A 16,433-nucleotide genomic window follows, 5' to 3' on the forward strand; every position below is an offset into this window, starting at 1 on the left:
TCGGTGACCGCCATGACGGTGTAGTACTCGGACACGCCGGCGTTGGTGATCCACCGCTTGACGCCGTTGAGGATCCAGTGGTCGCCGTCGCGCACGGCGCGGGTCTTCATGCCGGCGGCGTCGGAGCCGGCGTCGGGCTCGGACAGGCAGTAGGAGAACATCGCGTCGCCCTTGGCGAGCGGGGCGAGGTAGCGGTGCTTGAGCTCCTCGGAGCCGGACAGGATCACCGGCAGCGAGCCGAGCTTGTTGACGGCCGGGATCAGCGAGGACGAGCCGCAGGCGCGGGCGACCTCCTCGATCACGATGACCGTGGCCAGCGCGTCGGCGCCGGCACCGCCGTAGGTCTCGGGGACGTGCACGGCGTGCAGGTCGGCCGCGACCAGCGCGTCGAGGGCCTCCTGGGGGAACCGGCCCTCCTCGTCGACCGCCGCGGCGAACGGCGTGATCTTCGCCTCCGCCAGCGCGCGGACCGTCTCCCGGAGCATCTCGTGCTCCTCGGACAGGCGATACAGGTCGAAGTCCTTGGCCATGGTCTGGGGCTCCCCTAGCAATGCTTACGGCTTTTGGCACTGAGTACCCTCAGCAAAACACACTCAGTGCCATGACGCCAGTGGCTAGGGTGCCGACATGGACCACACGGGGGATACCGCGGAGGAGCCCGGACAGCTCCACCTGCACGAGATCGAGGAGACCGGGCCGGGCTGGACGCGCTGCGTCGCCCGCTGCATCGGTGGGACGGTGCGCCCCGGCGACTCCTTCGACGGCGGACGCCTGACCGTCGAGCGCCTCGACAGGCCGCTGAGATCCCGTCTGGCCTTCATCGACCCGCCGCACGCGGTGCGCGTCTGGCTCTCGGGCCCCGGCGTGACCGGCCTCCGCCCGCACCTGCGGATCGCCACCGCCGGACCTCGCCGCTACGGCTACATCGGCCCGCCCGAGATCCGGCGGGCGGTCGGCCGGGACCACCCGGGCGCCCCGCCGATCCGCACCGCCGCGGACTTCTCCGCCTGGGCTGCCGAGCAGTCCGCCGCCGACCTCGCCGAGCCCTTCACGTACGTCGTCGACGACGAGGGCCACCTGCGGCTCGCCCCCCGCCGCAGCGAGCACTGCGCCTGCGCCGGCGGCGGCAGCGTCCGGGCCGCCGGGGAGATCACCTGGACGCGGGGGACGGCGGGCGGATGGGCGGCGGCGGAGGTCAGCAACCTCTCCACCGGATACGCCCCCGACCCCGAGTGCTGGCCCTCGGTGGCCGCCGCCCTGGACGCGCTCGCCCTCGCCCACCCCGGCGCCTTCACCTACCCGGCGCTCTTCCGTCGCTGCCCCACCCCCGCGTGCGCGACGCTGAACCTCGTACGCGACGAGGACTTCGTCTGCGCGGCATGCGGGTCGGAGCTGCCGAAGACATGGAACCCGCCGACCGAGAGCTACTCCGGCGCGGACGTCCGCTGATCACGTCGGAGTAGGACCGGCCGCGGGGTTCGGGGAGTCAGTGGCGGATCAGGCCCGTGCTCTCGCCGCGCAGGACCGTCTCGCCGTCCTGGTTCACGATCTCGATGTCGAGCTCCAGGGCCGTGCCCGAGCGCGCCTCGCTCAGCGCGCGCACGGTCACCTCGGCGGTGATGGTGTCGCCGGACCAGACCGGCCGCAGGAACTCCCAGCTCATCCGTCGCGCGATGAAGTGCACCCGGCCGCCGATCCTGGTGGCGAGCGAGGCGGTGAACAGGCCGTGGGCCATCGCCCGCCCCTGGTCGGGCAGATGGTGCCGGCCGCGGTCCCCGACGAGATCGGCGAAGGCGACGATGTCCTCGTCCCGGACGGTCCGGCTCTCGCGCAGCACCTGGCCGACCTCCAGGCCGACGGCGCCGCTCACCGGGCGCCCCTCCGCGTCCCCCCGAAGGGGCCCCTGGTCCCGCCCTTCGGCCGGGACGGTGTGCGCGCGGGCGGCAGGCATCTCTGACACTTCGCTCCTCCATGTGAGCGCCGGACACGAGGAGGCCAGTCTGGCAGCCCCACCGCCGGAAGACGCGCGGGCCCGCCGCCCGCTGCCGCGTCCGGCGGGCCGCGGCCGGGTTCCCGGGCGGCGGAGATCCTTCCCGGGCTACCGTGGACCTGTGCTGTCCGTGCTGCGCAACCGCACCTTCCGCCGCCTCTTCACCGCCCATGTCGTCGCCCTCCTCGGCACCGGCCTCGCGACCGTGGCCCTCGCGCTGCTCGCCTACGACATCGCCGGCGCCGACGCCTCCGCGGTCCTGGGCACCGCGCTCGCCCTCAAGATGGGCGCCTACGTCGCCGTCGCTCCGCTCGCCGGCGCCCTCGCCGCCCGGCTGCCCCGGCGCACCCTGCTCGTCGGCGCGGACCTGGTCCGCGCGGCCGCCGCCCTCGCACTGCCCTTCGTCAGCGAGGTCTGGCACGTCTACGCCCTGGTCCTGCTGCTCCAGGCGGCCTCGGCCACCTTCACCCCCGCCTTCCAGGCCACCGTGCCCGAGGTGCTGCCCGGCGAGCGTCCGTACACCGAGGCGCTGTCCCTCTCCCGGCTCGCCTACGACCTGGAGAGCCTCGTCTCGCCCGTCCTCGCCGCCGCGCTGCTCGCCCTCGTCCCGTACTCCTGGCTGTTCGCGGGCACGGGCGCCGGATTCCTCGCCTCCGCCCTGCTCGTCCTCTCCACCGCCCTGCCCCGGCGGCCGGAACCCGCGGCCGGCCCCGAGGAGCGGCCGTCCTCCCGGGTGGCGGCCGGCGCCCGGCTGCTGCTCGCCACCCCACGGCTGCGCGCCCTGCTCGCCCTCGACCTGGCGGTGGCCGCCGCGGGCGCGCTGGTCCTGACCGGCACCGTCACCCTGGTCCGCGGCAGTCTGGAGCGCCCGGCGGGCGACGTCGCCCTGGCTCTCGGCGCGTACGGGGCGGGCTCCATGGGGGTCGCGCTGCTGCTGCCCCGGCTCCTCGACCACCGGGACGACCGGCGCGTCATGCTCGCCGGCGCCTTCGCCCTGCCCGCCGTCCTCGGCGCGCTGGCGCTCACGGTCACCGTGGGCGGCGGCGCCGTGGCCTGGGCCGGGCTGCTCGGCGCCTGGCTGCTCGCCGGCGCGGCGACCTCGGCGGTCCTCACCCCCGGCGGCCGGGTGCTGCGCCGCTCGGCCGACCCGGCCGACCTGCCGGCCGCCTTCGCCGCCCGCTTCTCCCTCTCGCACGCCTGCTGGCTGCTCACCTACCCGCTGGCCGGCTGGCTCGTCGCGCGTACGGGACCGCTGCCGCCGGCGCTGCTGCTCGCCGCGCTCGCGCTGCTCGCCGCCCTGGTCGCGGCCCGGCTGTGGCCGCGTACGGACCCGGCGGCGCTGCCGCACGCGCACCCCGAGCTGCCCGCCGACCACCCGCACCTGGCCGGTGCGGCGGGGTCCCACTCGCACGTCTTCCACATCGACGCCCTGCACCACCGCTGGCCCGCGGCGGCCTCGTGAACCGGGAAACGCCGAACGGCGGCGGGGCAGTGCCCCACCGCCGTCCGGCGTGTTCACCCGTACGGGTCCGGTGTTTCCGGCGGATCAGACCGCGGGAGCCGGGAAGGTCGGGTACTCGACGCCCGAGACGTGCTGGACGACCCGGATGACCTGGCAGGAGTAGCCGAACTCGTTGTCGTACCAGAGGTACAGGATCGCGTTGTCGCCGTCGACCTTGGTCGCGCCGGCGTCGACGATGGACGCGTGGCGCGAGCCGACGAAGTCCATCGAGACGGCGTCGGGAGCCGTGGTGAAGTCGATCTGGCGCTTCAGCGGCGAGTGCAGCGAGACGTCGCGGAGGTACTCGAGGACCTCCTCGCGGTTGGTCTCACGGCCCAGGCGCAGGCTGAGGATGGCGATCGAGACGTCCGGGACGGGGACGCGGATCGAGCTGCCGGTGATCGGCGCCTTCAGGTCGGGCAGCGCCTTGGCCACGGCGGAGGCGGCGCCCGTCTCCGTGATGACCATGTTGAGCGGCGCGGAACGCCCGCGGCGGTCGGCCTTGTGGTAGTTGTCCAGCAGGTTCTGGTCGTTCGTGAACGAGTGGACGGTCTCCACGTGACCGCGCAGCACACCGTACTCGTCGTCCATGGCCTTCAGCGGCGGGACGATCGCGTTGGTGGTGCAGGAGGCGCAGGAGAGGATCTGCTCGTCCGGCTTGATCGTGTCGTGGTTGACACCGTGCACGATGTTCGGGACGTCGCCCTTGCCCGGGGCGGTCAGGACGACCTTGTCGATGCCCGGACGCAGGTGCTTCGACAGACCCTCGCGGTCGCGCCACTTGCCGGTGTTGTCGATGAGGATGGCGTTGTCGATGCCGTACGCCGTGTAGTCGACCTCGGAGGGGTCGTTGGCGTAGATCACGCGGATCGCGTTGCCGTTGGCGATGATCGTGCTGTTCGCCTCGTCGACGGTGATCGTGCCCTGGAACTGGCCGTGGATGGAGTCACGGCGCAGCAGGGAGGCGCGCTTCACCAGGTCCTGGTCGCCGCCGCCGCGGACGACGATGGCACGCAGGCGCAGACCGTTGCCGGAGCCGGCCTTCTCGATGAGGAGGCGGGCGACCAGGCGGCCGATGCGGCCGAAGCCGTACAGGACGACGTCGCGGCCGTCACGGCGCTCGATCTTGTTGGCGCCGGTGGCGCCCGCGACGGCCTGGGCGGTGAACTCCGCCACGGACAGGCCGCGGTCGTCGTTCTTGTACTCCGCGGCGAGCATGCCGATGTCGATCTGGGACGGGCCCAGGTCGAGGGTGGTCAGCGTCTCCAGGAACGGCAGGGTCTCGGTGACCGAGAGCTCCTCGCCGTCGATCTGGCGGGCGAATCGGTGGGTCTTCAGAATGCTGACCACCGACTTGTTCACCAGGGAGCGGCTGTGAACGAGGACCGTGACGTCCTGCTCTCGGTGCAGCTTCCCGATGATCGGAATCATGGACTCCGCGATTTCCTCGCGGTTCTTCCAGTTTGTGAACGAGTCCTCGTTGACAGTCACAGTGCATCTTTCGAGCTAGGCAGTGCTCATATGCTAACCCGCTCGATCTGGCGTGCGGCAGGGGGCCCCCGTGTGGTTCTGGCCACGGGGGTGTCGTGGCGGGTTTCCGACGGGTAACATCGCGCCCGCACTCGTCTGACGATCCGTCAACTGCCGCGCCACCAGCCCAAGAGGCCCGCCGATGCGCCGCCCTGCCGCTCCGCTGCTCGCCCTGCTCGCCGTCCTCGCCACCGTCCTCGCGGGCCCGGCCGCCCCGGCCCAGGCCCGGACCGCCGTCGCCGCCCACCGCCCGGTGATCCTCGTCCACGGCTACAACGCCGACCCCGGGGTCTGGGGCGGCCTCGACGCCCGGCTCCGCGCCGCCGGCTACACCGACGGCGAGATCCACCGCTGGGGCTACGACACCCACCAGTCGGTCAACGAGGTGCTCGCCGCCCGCTTCGCCGCCTACGTCGAAGAGGTCCGGCGGAGCACCGGGGCCGACCAGGTCGACATCGTCGCCCACTCCTTCGGCAGCCTGCCCACCCGCTGGTACGTGAAGTACGGCGGCGGCACCGCCACCGTCGCCCACTGGATCTCCCTCGGCGGACCCAACCACGGCACGAGCGTCGCCTGGGCGTGCGCCCTGTGGGACCAGGCGTGCCGCGACATGACCCCCGGCAGCTGGGTGCAGAAGCGGCTCGCCGAGGGCGACGAGACGCCGGGCACGGTCGCGTACACCACCTTCTGGTCCGGCTGCGACGAGGTGATCAACCCCGACGCCAGCGTCCCGCTGACCGGCGCCGCCAACCAGCCGGCCGGCTGCCTCGACCACAACGCCCTGCTCGGCGACGAGGGGGTGGGCCGGGGCGTGCTCGCCGCCCTGGCCGGCTGACCGGCAGTCCGCCGGTCGCGACACCTCGACGATTTCCCCCCGCGCCCCCGCCGGCCGGAACGAGCCCGGCCCGCGGCTGCGGGGGACACGTCCCGGCCATGGGACAAGGCGCCGGCCACGGGACAACGCGTCGGCCACGGGACAACGCGTCGGCCACGGGACAGCGTCTCGGCCACGGCACGCGGGGAGCCCGGTGCCTGGCGCCCGCCGCTCGCGGAGCGCGCCCGTCCGCAGCTTCGGCTCCGGTTTCGGGAAGAGGCTGGCGGAGCGCCCTTCCGCCGCCCTCTTCCGGCTCCGGCTCCGGTTCCGGGAGGATGCCCACCACCGAGAAGTCGGCGAGCACCGGACCCACCACGCCGGAGGACGCGAAGTGACCGCAGCGACCCCGTACGCGACCGTCGTCCGCGCCTGCCTGCGGGGCGGCGCCGGCGGCAGTCCCACGGCGGTCGTCATGGAGGACGACACACCCGGCGCGCGCCTGGACGACGAGCAGCGCCGCCGGGTCCCGGCCGCGTGGGGCACCTCGCACGCCGTGTACGTCCGCCGCGCGGGCGAGGTGACCGACCTGCGCTTCTTCACCTCGGAGGGCGAACTGCCGGCCTGCGGTCACGGCACCGTCGCCGCGCTCGCCCTGCTCGCGGCCCGGGAGGGCGGCGAGCGGACCTACCGGGCCGCCCTGCGTACCGGGCGGCGGGTCTTCACGGGCAGGGCCGAGCGCGCCGGGGACCGGTTCACCGCGGCCTTCGACCCCGGCAGGGTGGTTCTGCGCGAACCCGCCGCCGAGGAACGCGCCCTCGTGCTGCCCGCACTCGGCCTGGACCCGGACGAGGCGGGCCCCGGCACGTGGATCGCCGGGGTCGGCCGGGAGCGCGTGCTCGTGCCCGTCCCCACCCGTGCCGCGCTCGCCGCGCTCACCCCCGACCTCGACGGGCTGCGCGCCGCCTGCGACCGGTTCGGTCTGCTCGGCGCGTACGTCCACTCCGCGCCCACGCCGGAAGGCGTCCTCGCCGCCCGGATGTTCGCCCCGTCGATCGGCGTCCCCGAGGACATCGCCAACGCCAACAGCACCGCCTGCCTCGCCGCCCACCTGGCCGGCCGCGGCATCACGGCCATCGCCGTCGACATGGGCGACTCCCTCGGCAGCCCCGCCACCGTCACGGCCACGACCGGCCCCGGCCGCACCGTCGAACTGGGCGGCACGGCCGAGGTCCTCCCGCGCTGACACCGGCTCCCGACGGCACACCCCGGTCGGGCACGGCGCACCCCTCCGGCGACGTGACGTGATCCGATCGCCCGATCGCCCGATCGCCCGATCGCCCGATCGCCCGATCGACCGGCGGACCGGCGGACCGGCCGACCCGCGGGCGCGCCCTCCGGCCGCCCGTGATTCGCCGATCGACTCGAACCGCCCCGGCGCTCCTGGCAGGCTTTCCGTCGTGACCTACGTCGTGACCGTGGAAACGTGCATACCGGACGACGCCCCTGACCTCGACGAACTGGGCCGGGTCGGGGCCGTCGTCCTGCTCGAACGGGGCTTCGGCTCCGTGGCCGGCGCCGAAGGGCCCGACGGGGTGGAGGTGGACGTCTACGACGTGGCCGTCGCCGACCACCCACGCGGCGTCCTGCTCACCGTGAGCGTGGCCGCCCCCTCCCTGGAGGCCGCCGAGGACGCGGTGGGGGCCGTGGCCCAGGAGATCCTGGACCGGACGGACCAACTGGCCGCGTGGGTCGTGGTGAGCAGCGAGGTCAGACTCCACACCGACCAGGCCCGCGAGAGCCTGGAGGCCGCCGACGGGCCCGACGCCCCGCCCAGCGACCCCGCCGCCCGCCGGGCCCGGCACGCCGCGGCCCGCCTCGCCGGAACGGCCGGCCCGGACGCCCAGGACGGCGACGAGGCCCTGCCCGACGTCGTCGAGGAGACCCCCGACCCCGAGGCCGAGATCCGGGCCGCGGCCGCGGCCCTGCGCTCCTTCGACCCGGCGGTGTTCGGGGCGGCCGCCGACACCGCCGAACTCGCCGCCGGCGCCCTCGTCCACGCCGCCGAGGTTCTCATCGACGAACTCTGCGACGACGTGCAGGCCCTCGCGGAGGAGGACACCGACGTCGCCGCCTGCGCGGGCCACCTCTGGCACCTCGACCGGCTGCCGGCCCGGCACGCCGACCGCTACGACGAGCTCTTCGCCCGCCGCTTCCTGGTGACGGCCGTCGCCCTCACCACCCGGTTCACCGACGGGAGTTTCCGCCGGCTCGGCTGCCTCGCCGACGAACTCGTCCTGCGCTTCCTGGTGGAGCAGGCGCACGTCGCCCTCGACCTGTACGGACTCCTGGACGAGGAGGTCGCCGCGGCTCTGGAGCGCTTCCGCGCCCACGTCCTCGACCGGCCCCGGCAGGACCAGGACGAGGAGGTCGCGCCGCTCGGCTTCGGCACCTGGTTCACACCCTTCGGCGCGGACCGCTACGTCCACCCGTACGCGGCCGACTCCGCCGCGGACGAGCCCGCGGAGGAGTACCGGGAGGAGTCCGAGGGCGCCTGACCCCCGAGCACGCGAGGCCCGGCGCGCGGACGCACGGAAGCCCGGAAGGCCCGGTGGCCCGCGCCGCGGTGGCCCGGAGCCCCCGAGCCCCGGAAGGCCCGGAGCCCCGGAGGCCCGGAGCCCCGGAAGCACGTGAGCCCCGGAAGAACGTGAGGCCCGGGGGCTCGGACGCCCCCGGGCCGGGCGGTCGGCCGGTCGGGCCGCCGACCCACCGGTCGGTGGATCGGTGGTCCGCCGCTGAGCCGTGCGCCGGGACGGGCCGAGCGGTGTCGTGCGGGCCGCATAGGATCGGGCGGGACCAGCGGAGGAGGGACAGTGTTCGTCAAGGTGTGCGGGCTCGCCACGCCCGCCGACATCGACGTGGCCGCCGAGGCCGGCGCCGACGCGATCGGGCTCGTCATCAGCGGGACCAGCGTCCGCGGCCTCGACCGGGACACCGCCGTGCGCCTCGCGGCCCACGCGCGCGACCACACGCCCGCGCACGTCCTGTCCGTCCTCGTCGTCAACGACACGCCCGCCGCGGACGCCGCCGCGCTCGCCCGCGAACTGGACGTCGACGCCCTCCAGCTGCCCGGCCGCTACGACGGGGACGACTTCACGGCGGCCGCCCGCCTCTTCCCCCGGCTGTGGCGGGCCACCTCCCTCAAGGAGCGCCCCGACACCCGCGTCGGCGCCTACGGGGAGGAGGTCCTGCTGCTCGACTCGCCCCGCGCCGGCTCCGGATCCCGCTGGGACCTGTCCCTCCTCGAGACGGCCCGCCCCGAAGGGAAGTGGCTGCTCGCCGGCGGCCTCGCGCCCGGCAACGTCGCCGAGGCGATCGACCGGGCCCGCCCCTGGGGCGTCGACGTCTCCAGCGGCGTCGAGTCCGCCCCCGGCGTCAAGGACCACGCCCTGATCCGGGCCTTCGTCACCGCGGCGAAGGCCGCCGGCGCCTGAGGCGACGTCCGGGCCGTTGTCGGACCCTCCCGGTAGCGTTCCGAGGGTCGCCCGACCGCACCCGCTCATCGAAGGAACGCCCGTGGACATCCTGCTCATCGCCGGCCTGTGGCTCGACGGATCCGCGTGGCGCGACGTCGTGCCCGAGCTCACCGCGCTCGGCCACCGTCCCGTGCCGGTCGAGCTGCCCGGCCAGGGGGACGGGAACGGGGCGGCCACGCTCGACGACCAGCGGGCGGCGGTGCTCGCCGCCGTCGACGCGGCGCCCGGCCGGCCGCTCGTGGTCGGGCATTCCGCCGCCGCCGGGCTCGCCTGGCTGGCCGCCGACGCCCGGCCGGAGAAGGTCGCCAAGGTCGCCCTCGTCGGCGGCTTCCCCGCCCCCGACGGGCGCGCCTACGCCGACTTCTTCCCGATCGAGGACGGCCTGATGCCCTTCCCGGGCTGGGGTCCCTTCGAGGGGCCGGACGCCGCCGACCTGGACGAGGCGGCCCGGGAGCGCCTCGCCTCCGCCGCCCACCCCGTCCCGGAGGCCGTGGCCAGGGGCGTGGTGCGGCTCACCGACGAGCGCCGGTTCGACGTGCCGGTGCTGCTCGTGTGCCCCGAGTTCACCCCGTCCCAGGCGAAGGAGTGGCTCGCCGGGGGCGAGAGCCCGGAGCTCGACCGGGTGGCGCGGCTCGACTTCGCCGACCTCGACTCGGGCCACTGGCCGATGACCACCCGGCCCCGTGAACTGTCCCGGATCCTGGCCGAGGCCGCGGAGACCTCCGACCAGGACCGGTCCGGCGGATCGTCACCGGCCGGGTCCTGATCCGCCGGGCAGACACTGGGCGCCACGGAACCCGCTTCCGACCTGCCGTCCGGCCAGGCGCCGGGTCCGCCCTACGTCCCGGAGCCCTGGGCACCGCCCGGTCCGTCGTACGTCCCGAAGTCCTGGGCGTCGCTCGGTCCGTCGTACGCCCCGGGTCCTGGGCGGCGCCCGGTCCGCTCTACGACCCGGAGTCCTCGGCGTCGCCCGGTGCCTCGTGCGACCCGGCGCCCGGCGCGGCGCCCGGGCCGTGCTCCGGTCCGGCGTCCGGCTCCCGGTCCGCCACCCAGCGCCAGAAGTCGACCATCATCCGCTCGTACCGGATGCCGAACTCCAGGGCCTCGCGCTGGCCCCGGGTGAGCAGCTCGCCCACCGTGCCGGCCAGTTCCTCGTAGTCCTCCAGGGTGCGGGTGTGCTCGGTGACCTGGACGGGGGCGTGGACCCGGGGGCTCGCGCCGAACCAGAGCTTGAGGATGCTGCGTTCGCGGGCCTCGACCGGGACGAACGCGGGGTCCTCCAGCCACTCCCGGAGGGCCCGCGCGCCGGTCTGCGTGACCCGCAGCAGACGCCTGCCCCGGCTGCCCTCGCGCCTAATCTCGGCCAGGAGTCCGGCCGCAAGGAGCCGGTCGCACTGCGCGTACACCTGCGCGTGCGGCACCGACCAGAACGGCGCGACCGTACGGGCCGCCTCGACCTTCACGTCGTACGGACTGGCCTCGCCCAGCTTGTCGATGATGCCGAGCACCAGGAAGGAGGGCGTGGTCAACCGGACTTCAGACATGCCGCGACCGTACACGCAGCCGGTCGTGGCGGTGGCCGCCGTCGGGCGCCGGGATCAGTCGGCGACGGCCGCCAGGTGCCGGCCCCACAGCAGCCGGCCCGAGACACCCGTCACGAGCAGACCGGCCACCAGACCGACCAGGCAGGCCGCGGGTCCGGACGTCCAGTCGACGGCCGAGGCGTGCACGACGAGCAGGACCGCCGCGGCCAGGGACACCACCGGCACGGCGAGCAGCGCCGGCCGGATCCGCGTCAGGTCGTCCTCGGCGAGCGAGCCCAGCACGCCGACGCCGAGCGCGAGCGCCCACACCCCGAGCCCCTGCGCGTCCGCGCGGCTCACCTCCCACGGCACCAGCGCTCCCCAGAAGCCCGGCGACACCAGCAACCCCGCGCCGAGACCGAACCAGCCCGCGCCGAGCAGCGCCAGCAGCGGCTTCGACCAGCCGGGCAGCGGCGCGCTCCGCCCGGTGCGCGGCGCGGCCGGCCTGCGGTACTGGAGCACCAGACACGCCACCGCGCCCACGGCGAGCAGCGCCAGGGTCGCCACCCAGCCCAGGCTGAAGAGAACGAGGAAGACCGGCCCGCCGGTCGCGATCCGCAGCTCCCCGCCGTCGACCAGGGACACCGTGCACAGGCCGACGAGCACCACGACGAGCGGCCATACCAGGGTGCGGACCTCCTCCCAGGTGCCGGCCCGCCCCACGGTGAGCAGCGCCGGCGCGGTGCCGGCCATGGCCGCCCCGAGCAGGCCCGGGCTCAGTGCCTCCGGGGATGACCAGGGTCCCGCCGCGACGCCGAGGACGCTCGCGATCACGAGGAGCGCGCCGGTGCCGATGCCGATCAGGGCCACGGCCGTGCTCAGCACGACCACGCCGGGCGCGAGTTCGCGACCGCCCGTTGATCCGGGGGTGCTGCTCATGAGGGGCTCCCTAGAGGGTGTGGGGTGCGGGAGAGGGGGCGGCGGCCGCGGCCGCCGGTGCCGCCGGCCGGCGTCGGACGGTCTCACGGCCGTACAGCACGCGCAGGGTGAGGACGGCGTGCGCGGCGAAGGCCAGGAAGCCGGCCCCGATGCCCGCCCCGGCGACCAGCGCCGTCAGCGGATCGAGGCCCGCCGCGCGCTCGCACACCACCGCCGTGCCCACAGACAGCGCTGGCGCCAGGCACTGCGCCACCAGATGCGTGCGCCACTCCTCGCGCGGCCACACCGCGCCCCGGCGTGCCGCCCGCAGCGCGCGCAGGTGCAGGAGCACCAGGATCACGCCGTACGGGACGAGGTACGCGAGCAGCAGCCGGCGCCCCTCGGTCCCGTGCTCCAGGAAGCCGCGTCCCAGCCATACCAGGCCCGCCGCTCCCACCAGGTGAGCGCCGATCAGCACCGGCGCCGGGGACCGGCCGCCGGGGACGAAGGGGTGCGCGGTGCGCCGGTCGAGGGCGCGGGAGGCGAGCAGCGCGCCGAGGACGACGAGGGCGCCGAGGTGCATGATGGCGACCCGGTTGACGTCCTGCAGGGACAGCCCCGGGTAGAGGGCGGGCAGCGCGCCCCACTCGATGCGCAGCAGCGGGGCGGTCATGAGGTAGCCGTAGGAGAGCAGCATCCACCGCTGGTGCAGGTCGGGCAGTCCGGTGACGGCGGTGAGGACGCCGAAGGTCACGGCGAAGACGGTGCCGACCAGGATGGTCGCGAGGACGATCCAGAACGCGGCCCCGCTGAAGGCCCGTTCAGGCGGGGTGCGGGCCAGGTACACCGCGGCGCCGCCCATCGACACGTACACGACGGCGGCGTACGCGATGCCCGCGGCGCGGTGCAGCCGGATCCGCCGCCGCACCGCCGAGAGCAGCTGCACCGGGCCCAGCAGCATGAGCAGCCCGCCGAGCACCGAGTGCACGACCAGCGGCACCAGGCTGTGGGTGTAGGGCCCCGTGCGGTCGCGGACCGCCGCGGCGACGTACTCCGGCGACACCGACCGGCCGAGCAGCCACTCCCCGAACGCGGGCGCGCCGGGCCGCGCGTACGGCCACAGCTCGGTCATCGCGATCGGCGCGTAGCCGAGACAGGTCACCGTCACCGCGACGGCGGCGACCCGGCCCCACCGCACCCCTGTCGCACGTGCCATGGAGGCGCCCCCGTTCCTCGATAGTCCTTTCTGGACTATCGAGGAAGGTAGGGCCAACCCCCGTCCCGGTCAATGGGCTTCGCGCACCGCGCCGTTCGTCCGAAGGTCACGACGAGCTTCGGGAGCCGTTCGTGCCGGACCGGAACGGGTGGGAGGCGTCCGCGTCACCGACGGTCCTGTCGTCGGAACCGCTGCCGGAACGGCAGGAGGTGTCGTCGCGGAGCACGGACGTGCCCTTGTCCGAGGAGTGGTTGCACTCGGGATCGGCCGTCGCGCCGACACCGCGTCGCGGCCGTTGCGGAAGCGTGGGAACCGGAGGCCGGGCGCCGGCGCGCGACTCGCTCAGCCGGTGCGGAGCACCCGGAAGCGCTCGGGCGCGGCCGGATCGCGGTCCACCACCTGGAGCGGTGCCCAGGCCCACTGCCAGACGCCGATGCCCGGCGTACGGGAGAACCGGATCGGCCCGCGGCTGCCGTCGACCGCCACGTCCGGCCAGGCCGCCGCCAGGCGCGCCCGGTCCGCACCGTGGGAACGCAGCGCCTCGGCGAGGACGGTGACCGTGTCGTAGCCCTCGAAGGCGACGAAGGAGGGCGCCTCGGCCAGTCGTTCGCGGAGGGCCTGGTCGACCCGTGCGCCGAGCGGGCCGAGCCGCTCGGGCAGATAGCGCAGGAACGGGATCCCGGCGCCGTCGTCGCCGAGCAGCGAAGCCCACTCGGCGAACTCCGGCTGCCCGGCCGGAGCCCCGATCAGCATCCGGGAGAGCCGCTCGTCGCGGCGGACGGCCGTCACGAGCGGCACCGCCGGCTCGGGGTGACCGACGAGGAGAAGGAGGGCCGTCGCGCCGCTGTCGACGAGCGCGTCGCACAGGGCCGAGGGGGAGAGCTCGCCCGCGTCGAGCTCGACGACCTCACCGCCGCGCGGAGCGAGCCGGTCCCGCAGGACGCGCGTGCCCGACGCCCAGTAGACACTCGGCTGGGTGGCCACGGCGACCCGGCTGTGGCCGGCGGCGAGAAGGAAGTCCGCGTAGAGCCGCCAGCCGCGGGACTGCGGCGGGGCGAGGCGCGCGACCCACTCGGTGGGCTCTTCGGTGAGCGTGTCGAGCACCGCCGACGAGCACAGGAACGGCAGGCCGAGGGCATCGGCCCTGGCGGCGGCGGCGCGGGCGACGACGCTGTGGTACTCGCCCACCAGGGCGGCCACGCCGAGCCCGGCCAGCTCGTCCACGGCCGCCGCGGCTCGCTCCGGATCGGCCGCGGTGTCCCGGACCACCAGTTCGAGCGCCCTTCCGGCGATCCCGCCCGCCTCGTTGACCTCCTGAACGGCCAGTTCGAGCCCGGCGAGCAGATGCCGGCCCGCCTCGACCCAGCCGGGCCGGCCCAGCGGAACGAGAGCGCCGACCCGGACGGACGACCCGTCGGTCGGCGTGGCGGCGGCCGGAGAGGGGGGCGTAGGCATGCGCAGGTGTCTCCCGTGTGACGATGCCGCCCATTGCACACACCACCGCCGTCGTCCGGCAAGCGGTTATCCGTGCGCCGGACGGGAGGACGGGCGGACGGGCGAGCGGGCGGACGGTCGGGCGAGCGGCCGGGCGGGCGCCGGCGGTCGTGGTGGTGGCGCGCCGACCGGTCGTGGCGGAGCCGCCGGACCGGGCGGGCGCCCCCGACTCCCTGAACACGCCCGGGCGTTAGCGGGACGGCAGCGGAACGACAAAGGGCTGCCACAGGCTGGGGGCGACCACATCCGCCGTAGGCGACCACATCCCGCCACGCCTGTCTTCCTCGGGGGCACTCATGCGACGACGCACCTTCCTCACCGGCACCCTTCTCGGCACGGCCCTGTCCGCCGTGCCGTCCCTCGCATCGGCGAACTCCGCGCGCCTCGCCGCCGCGTCGGGCACCGTGACCGTCGGCTCCCTCGCCGAGCTGCAGAAGGCGATCGACCAGGCCGTGCCCGGCGACCGGATCGTCCTCGCCGACGGCACCTACACCGTGCCCTCGGCCGGCATCAAGGTCTCCGGCCGCAACGGCACCACCAGCGCGCCCATCACCGTCGTCGCCGAGTCGCGCGGCGGAGCGGTGCTCCAGGGCGAGCGCACCTTCGTGCTGGCGAACTCCAGCAACATCGTCATCAGCGGCTTCGCCCTGCGGCAGAGCACCACCCTGGAGATCCCGGCGAGCTGCCCGCGCATCCGGCTGACCCGTAACGACCTCAGGTTCGCCGACGTCACCGGGCTCGACTGGGTGGTCGTCCGCGGCGACGACGCCAAGGTCGACCGCAACCACTTCCACGACAAGACCACCCAGGGCATCTTCCTCGTCGTCGACGGCCCCGGCACGACCGCGATGGCCCAGCGGCTCACGGTCCTCCGCAACCACTTCTCCGACCACAGCTACGGCGGCGACAACGGCGGCGAACCGATTCGCCTCGGCGTCAGCGCCCGCGCCCTCTCCAGCGCGAACGCCGTGGTCGAGTACAACCTGTTCGAGCGGTGCGACGGCGACCCCGAGACGGTCTCCGTGAAGTCCTCCGACAACACCGTCCGCTACAACACGGTCCGCGACAGCCGCGGCGGCATCGTGCTGCGCCACGGCAACCGCACCACCGTCGCGGGCAACCACCTGCTCGGCGGCGGGGAGGGCGTCCGCCTCTACGGCAACGACCACCTCGTCGTGAACAACTACTTCGGCGCCCTCACCGGCCGCGCCCTCGTCATCGGCAGCGGCACCACCCGCGACCACCAGCCGGGCGAGACCACCGAGGAGCGGCGCGGCAACGACGCCTGCGACCGCGCGGTCGTCGTCCACAACACCTTCGTCGGCAACGCCCGGACGCTGTCCGGCGAGACCCGTACGTACGAGCCGAGCGACGTGGTCGTCGCCGACAACATCCTGGTCGCCGGCAGCGGCACCCTGGTCGACCTCCCGCAGGGCAGCGGCTTCCTCTGGCAGGGCAACATCCTGTGGGGCGCCGCCGCCGACGGCACCCTGCCGAACGCCGGCTGCCGCCGGGTCGACCCGAAGCTGCGCCTGGACACCGACGGGGTGCACCGGCTCTCGGCCGACAGCCCCGCGATCGACGCGGCGACGCTGACCTCGCAGGCCGTCACCGAGGACCTCGACGGCCACGCCCGCACCGGCGCCCGGGACGTCGGCGCCGACGAGTACTCCACCGCGGCCCCGCTCCGCCGCCCGCTCACGACGGCGGACGTGGGTCCGAACGCCGCCTGAGCCGGCTGGCGTTCGGCCGACGCCCCAGAGGCAGAGAGGCCGAGAGGCAGAGAGGCAGGGAGGTGGAGAGGCCGAGGTGGCGCGGGGGGGGTGCGCCAGTCGGTCGCGCCCGCGGCGAGGGACTGTACCCGCACCGGGCTCGACAGGGAGGCGCCGGGGGGCGAGGGGCCGGGCCGGCGGG

At 74.9% G+C, this 16,433-nt stretch carries 15 protein-coding genes and 1 pseudogene; 8 read left to right on the plus strand and 8 right to left on the minus strand.

Going from position 1 to position 16,433, the window contains the following annotated elements; all coding sequences use genetic code 11:
* Window positions 1–530: acyl-CoA dehydrogenase family protein (locus ACIGXE_RS19920; RefSeq protein ID WP_399749108.1), on the minus strand; the 530-nt coding region annotated here is incomplete at its 3' end.
* Between the two features lie 97 nt (window positions 531–627).
* Here ACIGXE_RS19920 and ACIGXE_RS19925 point away from each other — a divergent pair.
* Window positions 628–1,449 (plus strand): hypothetical protein, encoded by an 822-nt coding sequence (locus ACIGXE_RS19925; protein ID WP_399749110.1) that lies wholly within the window; start codon window positions 628–630, stop codon window positions 1,447–1,449.
* 37 nt (window positions 1,450–1,486) lie between these two features.
* On the opposite strand, the gene ACIGXE_RS19930 is transcribed toward ACIGXE_RS19925, so the two are convergent.
* Window positions 1,487–1,951 (minus strand): hotdog domain-containing protein, encoded by a 465-nt coding sequence (locus tag ACIGXE_RS19930; protein WP_399749641.1) that lies wholly within the window; start codon window positions 1,949–1,951, stop codon window positions 1,487–1,489.
* A gap of 160 nt (window positions 1,952–2,111) precedes the next feature.
* Between ACIGXE_RS19930 and ACIGXE_RS19935 the strand changes: the two genes are divergently transcribed.
* Entirely contained in the window at window positions 2,112–3,452 is a 1,341-nt protein-coding gene (locus ACIGXE_RS19935; RefSeq protein ID WP_399749111.1) for an MFS transporter, read from the plus strand.
* Between the two features lie 84 nt (window positions 3,453–3,536).
* Here ACIGXE_RS19935 and ACIGXE_RS19940 read toward each other — a convergent pair whose 3' ends face one another.
* Entirely contained in the window at window positions 3,537–4,982 is a 1,446-nt protein-coding gene (locus ACIGXE_RS19940) for a glyceraldehyde-3-phosphate dehydrogenase (protein ID WP_399749113.1), read from the minus strand.
* Between the two features lie 181 nt (window positions 4,983–5,163).
* Here ACIGXE_RS19940 and ACIGXE_RS19945 point away from each other — a divergent pair, with 181 nt between their 5' ends.
* The 5 genes from ACIGXE_RS19945 (at window position 5,164) to ACIGXE_RS19965 (ending at window position 10,134) form a co-directional block, all read left to right on the plus strand.
* A complete protein-coding gene (locus tag ACIGXE_RS19945) occupies window positions 5,164–5,856 on the plus strand; it encodes an esterase/lipase family protein (protein WP_399749115.1) in 693 nt (230 codons plus the stop codon).
* 370 nt (window positions 5,857–6,226) lie between these two features.
* Window positions 6,227–7,078, plus strand: coding sequence for a PhzF family phenazine biosynthesis protein (locus ACIGXE_RS19950; RefSeq protein ID WP_399749117.1), 852 nt, complete (start codon window positions 6,227–6,229; stop codon window positions 7,076–7,078).
* A 214-nt stretch (window positions 7,079–7,292) separates the two neighbouring features.
* Complete coding sequence (locus ACIGXE_RS19955; protein WP_399749119.1) at window positions 7,293–8,390, plus strand: hypothetical protein; 1,098 nt, start codon at window positions 7,293–7,295, stop codon at window positions 8,388–8,390.
* A gap of 315 nt (window positions 8,391–8,705) precedes the next feature.
* The gene (locus ACIGXE_RS19960; protein ID WP_399749121.1) at window positions 8,706–9,326 is read left to right on the plus strand and encodes a phosphoribosylanthranilate isomerase; all 621 of its coding nucleotides are present in this window, start codon (window positions 8,706–8,708) and stop codon (window positions 9,324–9,326) included.
* Between the two features lie 82 nt (window positions 9,327–9,408).
* Window positions 9,409–10,134 carry an alpha/beta fold hydrolase gene (locus ACIGXE_RS19965; protein WP_399749123.1) on the plus strand — a complete coding sequence of 242 codons (726 nt, stop codon included), beginning with the start codon at window positions 9,409–9,411 and terminating at the stop codon, window positions 10,132–10,134.
* Window positions 10,135–10,312: 178 nt separating this feature from the next.
* Here ACIGXE_RS19965 and ACIGXE_RS19970 read toward each other — a convergent pair whose 3' ends face one another.
* The 5 genes and pseudogenes from ACIGXE_RS19970 to ACIGXE_RS19990 form a co-directional block, all read right to left on the minus strand.
* Window positions 10,313–10,912, minus strand: coding sequence for a PadR family transcriptional regulator (locus tag ACIGXE_RS19970; protein ID WP_399749125.1), 600 nt, complete (start codon window positions 10,910–10,912; stop codon window positions 10,313–10,315).
* A gap of 54 nt (window positions 10,913–10,966) precedes the next feature.
* Window positions 10,967–11,830 (minus strand): hypothetical protein, encoded by an 864-nt coding sequence (locus ACIGXE_RS19975; protein WP_399749127.1) that lies wholly within the window; start codon window positions 11,828–11,830, stop codon window positions 10,967–10,969.
* Window positions 11,831–11,840: 10 nt separating this feature from the next.
* The gene (locus tag ACIGXE_RS19980) at window positions 11,841–13,025 is read right to left on the minus strand and encodes a DUF2306 domain-containing protein (RefSeq protein WP_399749129.1); all 1,185 of its coding nucleotides are present in this window, start codon (window positions 13,023–13,025) and stop codon (window positions 11,841–11,843) included.
* Window positions 13,026–13,131: 106 nt separating this feature from the next.
* Window positions 13,132–13,284 (minus strand): annotated as a pseudogene (locus tag ACIGXE_RS19985) (right-handed parallel beta-helix repeat-containing protein); the annotation flags it as partial.
* 83 nt (window positions 13,285–13,367) lie between these two features.
* Window positions 13,368–14,480 (minus strand): ABC transporter substrate-binding protein, encoded by a 1,113-nt coding sequence (locus tag ACIGXE_RS19990; RefSeq protein WP_399749131.1) that lies wholly within the window; start codon window positions 14,478–14,480, stop codon window positions 13,368–13,370.
* A gap of 335 nt (window positions 14,481–14,815) precedes the next feature.
* Between ACIGXE_RS19990 and ACIGXE_RS19995 the strand changes: the two genes are divergently transcribed.
* On the plus strand, window positions 14,816–16,252 hold the full coding sequence (locus tag ACIGXE_RS19995) for a chondroitinase-B domain-containing protein (protein WP_399749132.1): 1,437 nt from the start codon (window positions 14,816–14,818) through the stop codon (window positions 16,250–16,252).
* Window positions 16,253–16,433 lie beyond the last annotated feature (181 nt).

Origin of the sequence: Streptomyces sp. NPDC053431 (assembly GCF_044544925.1) — a bacterium.
In the GTDB taxonomy this organism is placed as follows: domain Bacteria; phylum Actinomycetota; class Actinomycetes; order Streptomycetales; family Streptomycetaceae; genus Streptomyces.

Bases quoted from the DNA above. Each gene is read 5' to 3' on its own strand.
- ACIGXE_RS19995 (WP_399749132.1), top strand. From the start codon at position 14,816: ATGCGACGACGCACCTTCCTCACCGGCACCCTTCTCGGCACGGCCCTG.
- ACIGXE_RS19990 (WP_399749131.1), bottom strand. From the start codon at position 14,480: ATGCCTACGCCCCCCTCTCCGGCCGCCGCCACGCCGACCGACGGGTCG.
- ACIGXE_RS19980 (WP_399749129.1), bottom strand. From the start codon at position 13,025: ATGGCACGTGCGACAGGGGTGCGGTGGGGCCGGGTCGCCGCCGTCGCG.
- ACIGXE_RS19930 (WP_399749641.1), bottom strand. From the start codon at position 1,951: ATGCCTGCCGCCCGCGCGCACACCGTCCCGGCCGAAGGGCGGGACCAG.
- ACIGXE_RS19970 (WP_399749125.1), bottom strand. From the start codon at position 10,912: ATGTCTGAAGTCCGGTTGACCACGCCCTCCTTCCTGGTGCTCGGCATC.
- ACIGXE_RS19925 (WP_399749110.1), top strand. From the start codon at position 628: ATGGACCACACGGGGGATACCGCGGAGGAGCCCGGACAGCTCCACCTG.
- ACIGXE_RS19945 (WP_399749115.1), top strand. From the start codon at position 5,164: ATGCGCCGCCCTGCCGCTCCGCTGCTCGCCCTGCTCGCCGTCCTCGCC.
- ACIGXE_RS19975 (WP_399749127.1), bottom strand. From the start codon at position 11,830: ATGAGCAGCACCCCCGGATCAACGGGCGGTCGCGAACTCGCGCCCGGC.